Here is a 7,775-nt window from a genome sequence, read left to right as displayed (position 1 = left end):
GTTACTTCTGGCGGGTGGTAGCTGAGGATGTCGTAAACTTCGTGATGGGCAATCAAAAGATAATGGGTTGGGGCCCGTTTTTCAAAGCGGTTATAGCTTTCTTTGTCCAGCCATTTGAAGAATTTGGAATTTTCCACGGTAAAAAGCCCATAGCCCTGTGACGCCAGAAGTGAAGGGTCCATGGTTGCCAGCATCCGCAGGCGATAGCTTTCTGTGGATTGGCGATAGCTTATGGTGCTGCCAAAGGTGATGCAGTACCGTTCCTTTTGTTCGGTGGCCGTTCTTTTTAGTTCTTCTGGTGTTTGCTTTTCTTTTGCTTTTCCGTCTTCTCTGGCTAGGTCGGTCTCTCTGGTTTTTTCGGCTTCGCTGGTGTGTTCTTTTTCATAAAGGTCGCTTTCGACCAGTAGTGTGATTTTCTTGTTATTTTCGATCAGGCCGAGTGTTGTGATTTTTCTGGGCAATGCGGGGGTGGTTTCATACAGGGCGTAAATTTCTCGCTTTTTTTTCAGGACTTTGTTTTTAAAAGCAATACTGCTTTTGCGCGGCGATAGTTTTTTGGCACTTGATGTCAGAAAGCTGAGAACCCCACCGTTGGATTGGCCATAATCATCTGGCACAGATTGGCTGGTCAGGCGCTTGAGCAACAGGCGAAAGTGGAACATTTCAAGTTCCATTCGGCCGCTTTCCTTGGGATCAAAAATATCAACAATGCCGACCTTGCGACGGGTGCCGTCTAGCTTGATATCATAGAGATTAAAGTGGTGTTCGCGAAACCGGGGACCACGCCCTGAAATCATTTCATCGATTTCTGTCTCCAACAGTCGTTTGGTTTTTGGATTACATTCGTCGAGTAAAAAGCGTTCGGCCAAATTTGGTTTCATTCGCGGGACATTCTTCTTGTCTGATTGTGGCTTTTGGTCTGGTTGTGATCCTGGTCAGACGAATGCCGATATCTTTTGGCATAGGCATCACGGATCTATCATGGCTTATTCCAACTTGGACAATAGCCCCGCATTATTACAGAATTGTTTTGTTTGAATAAAAAACCGACCCGTGAAGCGTTTTAGCTCTCTGTATCAAGTTTAACCGCCTTTTCAGGGGCGAGAACCAGCAGGATCTCTCTGTATAGCTCATAGAGATCGGAATAGGGCAGCGTGTATTGATGGCTTGGGGTTAGGGTGTAGGGGCATGTTTGCTTTGATACGTCAAACAGCTGAATTAGCATGCCGCCGTCGACCAGAATGCGGTCAGGTTTTTCGCCGTTAAACCAGTTTTGAAAGCGCCCCCAAAATGTTTTGTCCTGATTAATAATTCTGCGCATGACCTTGAGCTTTTCTTCAGTCGCGATGATCAGGTTGTCGGGGCTATAGGTCGCGGTAGAAAGGAACTCTGTGACCCCTTCTGCCATAGCTGCCCAAGAAACTATGTTTTGAGCAGGATCTCTGTATTCTTTAATATTCATTCTTCATCAAACTGGACATTTACGAGAAAGCCGTATGGTAGAAAATAAGTTCCTCCATACATACTTGTTATAGCATCCCGCGAAGTAGAATAAGAGTCCCCAATCCAGAAATAACACTGACCACAAGTGGGTAGCGCAAGGCGACTAGCCCGCCCACCAATACGGCGATCGCTTCGGCGGGACCGTTGGTGATGAGTGAGGGGGCAACCAGTGCGGTTAAGACAGCGGTTGGCACGGCCTCTAGCGCGGCTTCGAGGCGATAATGGGTTGCGCCAAAACGCGACAGGATCAAATGGCCCCCTGCGCGGGTGGCATAGGTGGCAAGGGCACAGGCAAGGATTAGAAAAATTGTATCAGACATTGGCTGTGCTTTCCTTAGGGGTACTTACGGCTTTGGGTTTGTTCATGTCTTGGGGGCTCGTGTCTTTGGGCTTGCTCAAGGCGGCAGCGATAATCAGCCCGGCGATCCCGCCAAGGGTAATGTGCCAGGGGCTTCCGATTGTCAGATAAGCCGCCAGTGATACACCTGCACTTGTGATCAGGATCAGAACAAAATTTAGACGTTTGTGAAAGCCGGCAACAAGGCCTGTGAAATACAGTGGCAGAATAAAATCCAGACCATAGGTGGCAGGTGAGGAAATTAGAGAGCCAAACAAAGCACCGATGGCATTCGCGGCCATCCATGTGCCATAGATCATCAGGGCATAGGAAAAATAATAGGCGGGCCTTAGCCCCGATTTTGAGGCACGGGCTTCGGATGATGCAAATTGGGGATCAACCAGTAAAAAGAAGGCGAGGGCCTTTTGCCAAAATGAAAAAGCGCCCATTGTCCGACCAATAGAGGCGGAATAAAGCACATGCCTGAAGTTCACGGCAAAAACGGCAAGCACGATGGACCAGACAGGCACACTCTGTCCCATTAAATCAATCATCACGTACTGGCTGGCCGCGGCGTAGATTGAGAGCGAGGTGACCATGGTCTCGCCAAAGCTCAACCCGCTCTCAATCGCAACAGCACCAAAAACGGCGGCAAAAGGAACAATGGCAATCAAAATTGGCAGGACATCTTTGATGCCATCTTTTATGTCCGATGCCATAACCGGATTTGGGACCGTTTTTGGGCTGTTTTCCCCAGAGATAGTACCCGTGGGAATACCTCTCGCTTCGATGTTTTCTGGTTGCATGTCACCAGAAGGAATTTCGTCCGTATATGTTTGGCCGCTCATACGACTGTCTCCTGACAAAGCTTTCAGAATGCGCCTTGGAAAACGGATGCTACAGATATGCAATCTGTCCAAGGACGCTTGTTCTCGGTCGCTCTTTCGGAAAGTACGGTCTGAAAATCCGCAGATGGCCCGAAAACCCGCAGGTAGATAGAAGCAACGAGAAAACTGAAAGATTTGATTTTTGTTCGTTACATAAGTTTATTGTTCTGTATAATGAACGAACAAAAAGTGTTCGTCAAACAGAACATTCGTTTTTTATAAAAAACACTATTGAGAGTAGAATTGAGGATATGACCCCGGTTTCTCTGATTGCACAGGCGATACAACGTGAACGCACTCGCGCAAAAATGAGCTTGTCTGCCTTGGCCTGTCAGGCGGGTGTTGCCAAATCAACGTTGTCCCAGCTAGAGGGCGGGCAAGGTAACCCGAGCCTTGAAACCCTTTGGGCCATTGCTTCTGCGTTGAATATTCCGCTCAGCTTTCTGTTTGAAACACCCAAATCCGATTTCACCATTATCCGCGCCGATGAAAAAGATCAGCTTTCGTCTGATCTCTCGACGTTATCTTCGACACTGTTGGCTGATTGCCCTGTGTCCTGTCGCCGGGATCTCTATCGGGTTTACCTTGAAAGTGGCTCGGTAAGAGAAGCCGAGCCCCATACACAAAGCACGGTTGAACATGCTTTTGTTTGTCGTGGACAGGTGCGTGTTGGTCCAGAGGACAATTTACAAGAACTGTCCGAAGGCGATTATTTCCGCTATCCCGCAGACAGCAAACATTCCTATGAAGCACTCTCAGACAAGGCAATGCTTATCCTGATTATGGAAAGCCCGGGGTAGGTTCGGGGATAAGTCGGGGCAGTGATGCGCGTTGGGCCATGCCCCGTGAGAACCAACTTAATCTGTCTATAACTAATTTAATAACCAAGCGTTAGGTAGCCCAACAAATATTAATACCCTGCACCTTGTGTGATGCAGGGTACTGTATCTTGAGGCCTCAACCTAAATCTGAGACCTGGTGAGCGATTGCTCTTATATTATTCAACAGGAATAAGCGTGATATTTACCGGGCTTTCGTATTGGTTGTCCGCACCAGATGCAGAATCAATTGCACTACTGATCCCGAGTGTCAGAACGACGTCCAATGCAATGCCTGCTGCCCCGGAACCACTTTCCCAGCCACTATCGTTAAGATAGGTCGCCGTCTGGTACCCATCTTTATTACAGGTAATTGTAATATCTTCTTTGGTTCGGGTAATATTGACACTTCCCGGTGTGTTGGGAACTCTGCCAATTTCGACACCTTTGCGCTCTAGAATACAGCTCGCACCGGATGGATTTGTATTGATGGTAATATCCTGATCAGTACCATTAACGATAGAAGAACAGCCATTTAAGCTGAGGCCAACAAGCCCCATTACGATGAAACGCCCCATAAGCATTTGAAAAATATCCAAGAAAGTTGATTGAAAAAGCAATCTAGCAGAGTGGAAAAACAATTGCATCTACTAATATAAGCTGTATTGACGCAGGTGCTGACGACAAAAGATGATATTGATTTACGATAAACAAATCTCGTTTCAATATATTGTTTCTTTATGTAAATTTAGTCATATGAGGTTGGTTTGAGATGAAATATGTGAATGGTAGTTTTGACGAATGTGGTTTGATAATAGATAGAACACTTAAAGGCTTGGGAGGAAGCCAGTCGGGTAATATTTGGTCTAAAGTTGGCCGTGTAGTTCTTACCGATTAACCTTGGTCACAATACCTGATCCTGTAACGTGGGATGCTTCTTGGATAAAGAAATGGTGCCCTTCTGTTATCTCAGGGGCATGGTCGTGTTTAACGCAATAGAAATCCATATTTACAAGATAGGTCTTACCCGGATTAAATTCCCTGCACCCTTCTAATGAATGCACTTTGCATCCGTTAATGCCACAGCTTAAACTTACATGTGACCAAGCGCCTGATATCAAAGAAGCGTCCTTCCCTTCATGATATCCGCGTCCTCCCTCCGCAGCTGTTAAGAATTTAATTTCTGCATCAAAGTTAAGCATTTCCCCTTCTAAATGAGAATCCTGAGCTAGAGGGTTTACTATTCTATCTCGGGCTTTACTTATTTCATCTTCATAATCGTTGATAGTCTTATTTTTAAGTAATGATTGTTGAGTGATTAACCGGTGTAATTCATCGTGAATTTCTACTAGAATCAAATTTTCAGGCTTATCAAGGTGCTTACTAAAACGTGTTTCGTTTAGTAATTGGAATGTGAGATTAAAAAGCGTTAGTGCACGTTCTTCACTTAACCGTAAATCTAAGGATTTGTTACTATAATTCTTTCCAAAAATTGGATGAGGCATTGTTTTTGTGCTTCTTAACGTTTTTGAATATGAGGTAAGTAGAAGATGTATTGTCATAACAGCATTAATTATTCCTGACAATTTATCTCGTTTCAAAACTCTGTTTCATAATGTAAATTCAATCTGTTCGGGGTGGTTTTTATGGGAACAGAATGAAGATCGGTTATGCGCGAGCATCGGGTGAAGGGCAGAATTTGGATCAGCAGGTTGCGGCGCTGAAGGATGAGGGCTGCGACAAGGTTTATTCTGAAATTCTGGCGTCTAATCGGGTTGTCTGCCCGGCTTTGGAAGAAGCGCTGGCTGAATTGGGCGCGGGCGATAGTCTTGTGGTTTGGCGGCTGGACAGGCTGGGGCGTCGTACGGTTGATCTGATTACTTTTCTACAGGATCTTCAGTCGCGCGGGGTTTATTTTCAATCGTTGTGTGAGGGGTTGAATTCGGGAACGCCGCTGGGGAAAATGTTTCATGGTTTTATTGCGGGCCTTGCGGATAACGAGCGCGATTTGACCATCGAACGAACGCTTAAAGGCCTTGAAGGGAGCACGTCTGGGCGAAAAAGCAGGTCAGGAAAATCAGATAAATCCAGTACGTTGTCCAAACATGATATCGAAGCCGCAGTGCTATTGTTATCTTCGTCAAATACCTCAGGAACCAAGAAACCAACATTATCGGCAGTGGCAGAGGCCTTGAATATCAGCAGGACAACGTTGTCCCGTCGCCTTAAAGAGCTAAAACTTGATATAAGCAAATAGGTTAAAGGGTGTTTTTGAATTCGGTTTAGTTTCACGGGCAAAACAAAAAGGCAGCAAAAGCGCTGCTTTTCTGATCAATCCTTTTGTTCCTTTGTATCTTGGTTATCGACAGATCGGTAAGGCGACCTTTTACACCAAACTTTGGCGCTTTATTTGCAGCGTCTTGTCGAGAATTTTGTAGAGGTTAGTGACTTCGCAACTCTGAAATAAGATGCTGCATTTCACCTTCGGAAAATTCAAATTCCGGCCCTTCTTCCATTGCCGTGAGCTGCATCAATTTACAATCAAGATAGCGGGATAGTTCCCTGCGATGATTATTATGAATTCGACCGGCTAGTTTGGCGACGTTGCTCGCCCGATAGCCGTGTTCCATTTCTTTCCCTAAATCTTCACTAAGTTTTTTTGCACTATAGGCCACAATCAGAACTCCTTTAAGTCCGGACTCTTTTCGAGTGAGATTAAACACTGGCAACACAACACCTAAACCGCACTGATTAAGGCCCTTGCTATTCCCGTCTGTCCTTCGCTTTGACAGATATGCGTTCTGAGCCTTGCGAACATGGTACTCTAATAGCCTGATGAGTACTGGGATATGCCAAAAATGACATAAGGTTAGATGTTCTTAGAGGTACTTTTTACCTTTAAGAAAACATCTTATTGTCTGGCCTTTGGTATGTACGCCGTTCGGTTTTGCCCGAATTTTTGTGGCCAGATCTTTCCTATTATCGGATAAGTATAGGGGGCCAAACATTAACAAAACCCTTAATGTTTGCGGGTCAATACCAGCGCTGCTGACTTGGTTCCGATGCAAGGAAAAGCGTGATGGATAACAAGTATCTGATTTAATTTAATTTTGATGATTATTCTCGTTTTCAGGCATAGAGGGACGTAAAATAATTATTTTCTACGGCAGAAACCACACCACAAAAAATCTTGCTCAACCGTATTTTTCAAATGTGAATTCACAAAACTGCAACATAAGAGTCACACAAGGGGCGTAGAGTTTTTCTGTAGAATAAAAACGACCATGTCAAATGGTCATTACAGACAGAATTGTCCGTGAAATAAGAGTAGGGGAAGGTGCAATGTTCTGGGATGAAACATCAGATAACGCCGCATTGGTGCCGTTCTTGCCGCTGCGAATTCGTCTGGCGAGGTTTTGGTCAAGGTTGATTGCTTATTTTAATGATCAGTCCAAAAGTTCTGTCACCGAGGGTTCTGTAAAAAGCCCTGATTGATTAATCTGATCAATTAACAGGTGGAACACATAACCCGGCTGATTAATATCATTTGTGATTAATCGACGTTCTTCAGGGGCAAATCCGAGCGTTTATCCATCTGCAAACCGCAATGAAACCTATCCGCGTTTGGGACCAAGTTTTTTTGGTCTAGCGGTTCTGTTGTTGCAACCATTCGTCGGCAACATCCCCAAGTGTTTTGGGCGCAGGCGTTATGTGGCTGCCATTTTTGATCCAGCTCATAAATGCCCTGTTAAATTTGAAATGCTCTCCGCATTCCGATTTCATAAAACGCCGGACGTTTTGGGTGTGCCGATAGTCTTCTGTAATCGGTGTGTCGCGTGTTAACGGGTCTGAGTGCCAATCGATTTTATTCTGGTTTTCTCTCATCTGTTCAGCTTCTCTACTTCTTAATTTTACGGTTGTGTTCGCTGAATTAATCGCCTTGATTTCTGACTTGCTCGACTAGTTAACGGGGCGCCAGCCACAAACAAGCTTTCCATCCGTAACAAAGCCAATTCCGTGATAATGGGCCACATCGTCTTTTAGCCATGTCGCATGATAAATTTCGTCCCTTTTGGTAATAATAAGATCCCACGGGTCGCTTTCCTGCCCATCTGGGCCTGCGTAGGTGATTTCATAAGCTCCGACAAAGGGATCATGGTTGGTTTGATCCCCTTGTCGGGTCTTGTTATGTTTTTCTTGGATAGGATCACAGGCGATTGCCGTTCCCTT

12 protein-coding genes are annotated in these 7,775 nt (G+C 45.2%); 3 read left to right on the top strand and 9 right to left on the bottom strand.

Features of this window, described 5'->3' with window-relative positions:
- The 4 genes from Q0241_RS17655 to Q0241_RS17640 form a co-directional block, all read right to left on the bottom strand.
- Window positions 1-881 (bottom strand): hypothetical protein (locus Q0241_RS17655; RefSeq protein WP_299380084.1); only part of this gene is annotated, 881 nt, incomplete at its 3' end.
- Between the two features lie 182 nt (window positions 882-1,063).
- Window positions 1,064-1,462, bottom strand: coding sequence for a hypothetical protein (locus Q0241_RS17650; protein ID WP_299380081.1), 399 nt, complete (start codon window positions 1,460-1,462; stop codon window positions 1,064-1,066).
- 67 nt (window positions 1,463-1,529) lie between these two features.
- Window positions 1,530-1,823, bottom strand: coding sequence for an AzlD domain-containing protein (locus Q0241_RS17645; protein ID WP_299380078.1), 294 nt, complete (start codon window positions 1,821-1,823; stop codon window positions 1,530-1,532).
- Window positions 1,816-2,688 carry an AzlC family ABC transporter permease gene (locus Q0241_RS17640; protein WP_299380075.1) on the bottom strand — a complete coding sequence of 291 codons (873 nt, stop codon included), beginning with the start codon at window positions 2,686-2,688 and terminating at the stop codon, window positions 1,816-1,818. The genes Q0241_RS17645 and Q0241_RS17640 overlap by 8 nt, the downstream gene beginning before the upstream one ends.
- 290 nt (window positions 2,689-2,978) lie before the next feature.
- On the opposite strand from Q0241_RS17640, the gene Q0241_RS17635 reads away from it, so the two are divergent.
- On the top strand, window positions 2,979-3,527 hold the full coding sequence (locus Q0241_RS17635) for an XRE family transcriptional regulator (protein ID WP_299380072.1): 549 nt from the start codon (window positions 2,979-2,981) through the stop codon (window positions 3,525-3,527).
- 197 nt (window positions 3,528-3,724) lie between these two features.
- Here the strand turns inward: Q0241_RS17635 and Q0241_RS17630 are convergent, their stop codons facing one another.
- Both Q0241_RS17630 and Q0241_RS17625 read right to left on the bottom strand, forming a co-directional pair.
- Window positions 3,725-4,129: a hypothetical protein gene (locus tag Q0241_RS17630; RefSeq protein ID WP_299380069.1), complete on the bottom strand. Its 405-nt coding sequence runs from the start codon at window positions 4,127-4,129 to the stop codon at window positions 3,725-3,727.
- Window positions 4,130-4,432: 303 nt separating this feature from the next.
- On the bottom strand, window positions 4,433-5,107 hold the full coding sequence (locus Q0241_RS17625) for a hypothetical protein (protein ID WP_299380065.1): 675 nt from the start codon (window positions 5,105-5,107) through the stop codon (window positions 4,433-4,435).
- A gap of 95 nt (window positions 5,108-5,202) precedes the next feature.
- Between Q0241_RS17625 and Q0241_RS17620 the strand changes: the two genes are divergently transcribed.
- Window positions 5,203-5,802 carry a recombinase family protein gene (locus tag Q0241_RS17620; protein WP_299380062.1) on the top strand — a complete coding sequence of 200 codons (600 nt, stop codon included), beginning with the start codon at window positions 5,203-5,205 and terminating at the stop codon, window positions 5,800-5,802.
- 184 nt (window positions 5,803-5,986) lie between these two features.
- On the opposite strand, the gene Q0241_RS17615 is transcribed toward Q0241_RS17620, so the two are convergent.
- Window positions 5,987-6,220 carry a hypothetical protein gene (locus Q0241_RS17615; protein WP_299380059.1) on the bottom strand — a complete coding sequence of 78 codons (234 nt, stop codon included), beginning with the start codon at window positions 6,218-6,220 and terminating at the stop codon, window positions 5,987-5,989.
- Window positions 6,221-6,836: 616 nt separating this feature from the next.
- Between Q0241_RS17615 and Q0241_RS17610 the strand changes: the two genes are divergently transcribed.
- Window positions 6,837-7,040, top strand: coding sequence for a hypothetical protein (locus tag Q0241_RS17610; RefSeq protein ID WP_299380056.1), 204 nt, complete (start codon window positions 6,837-6,839; stop codon window positions 7,038-7,040).
- A 150-nt stretch (window positions 7,041-7,190) separates the two neighbouring features.
- Here the strand turns inward: Q0241_RS17610 and Q0241_RS17605 are convergent, their stop codons facing one another.
- Entirely contained in the window at window positions 7,191-7,430 is a 240-nt protein-coding gene (locus Q0241_RS17605) for a DUF6434 domain-containing protein (RefSeq protein ID WP_299380054.1), read from the bottom strand.
- A 75-nt stretch (window positions 7,431-7,505) separates the two neighbouring features.
- Window positions 7,506-7,775, bottom strand: a 270-nt coding sequence (locus Q0241_RS17600) for a hypothetical protein (RefSeq protein ID WP_299380051.1), incomplete at its 5' end; no start/stop codon positions are given.

The sequence above is a fragment of the uncultured Kiloniella sp. genome, assembly GCF_937128705.1.
In the GTDB taxonomy this organism is placed as follows: domain Bacteria; phylum Pseudomonadota; class Alphaproteobacteria; order Kiloniellales; family Kiloniellaceae; genus Kiloniella.
This window is presented reverse-complemented; position numbering and strand designations above follow the sequence as displayed.

Bases quoted from the DNA above. Each gene is read 5' to 3' on its own strand.
- Q0241_RS17650 (WP_299380081.1), bottom strand. From the start codon at position 1,462: ATGAATATTAAAGAATACAGAGATCCTGCTCAAAACATAGTTTCTTGG.
- Q0241_RS17645 (WP_299380078.1), bottom strand. From the start codon at position 1,823: ATGTCTGATACAATTTTTCTAATCCTTGCCTGTGCCCTTGCCACCTAT.
- Q0241_RS17640 (WP_299380075.1), bottom strand. From the start codon at position 2,688: ATGAGCGGCCAAACATATACGGACGAAATTCCTTCTGGTGACATGCAA.
- Q0241_RS17635 (WP_299380072.1), top strand. From the start codon at position 2,979: ATGACCCCGGTTTCTCTGATTGCACAGGCGATACAACGTGAACGCACT.
- Q0241_RS17630 (WP_299380069.1), bottom strand. From the start codon at position 4,129: ATGCTTATGGGGCGTTTCATCGTAATGGGGCTTGTTGGCCTCAGCTTA.
- Q0241_RS17625 (WP_299380065.1), bottom strand. From the start codon at position 5,107: ATGACAATACATCTTCTACTTACCTCATATTCAAAAACGTTAAGAAGC.
- Q0241_RS17620 (WP_299380062.1), top strand. From the start codon at position 5,203: ATGAAGATCGGTTATGCGCGAGCATCGGGTGAAGGGCAGAATTTGGAT.
- Q0241_RS17610 (WP_299380056.1), top strand. From the start codon at position 6,837: ATGGTCATTACAGACAGAATTGTCCGTGAAATAAGAGTAGGGGAAGGT.
- Q0241_RS17605 (WP_299380054.1), bottom strand. From the start codon at position 7,430: ATGAGAGAAAACCAGAATAAAATCGATTGGCACTCAGACCCGTTAACA.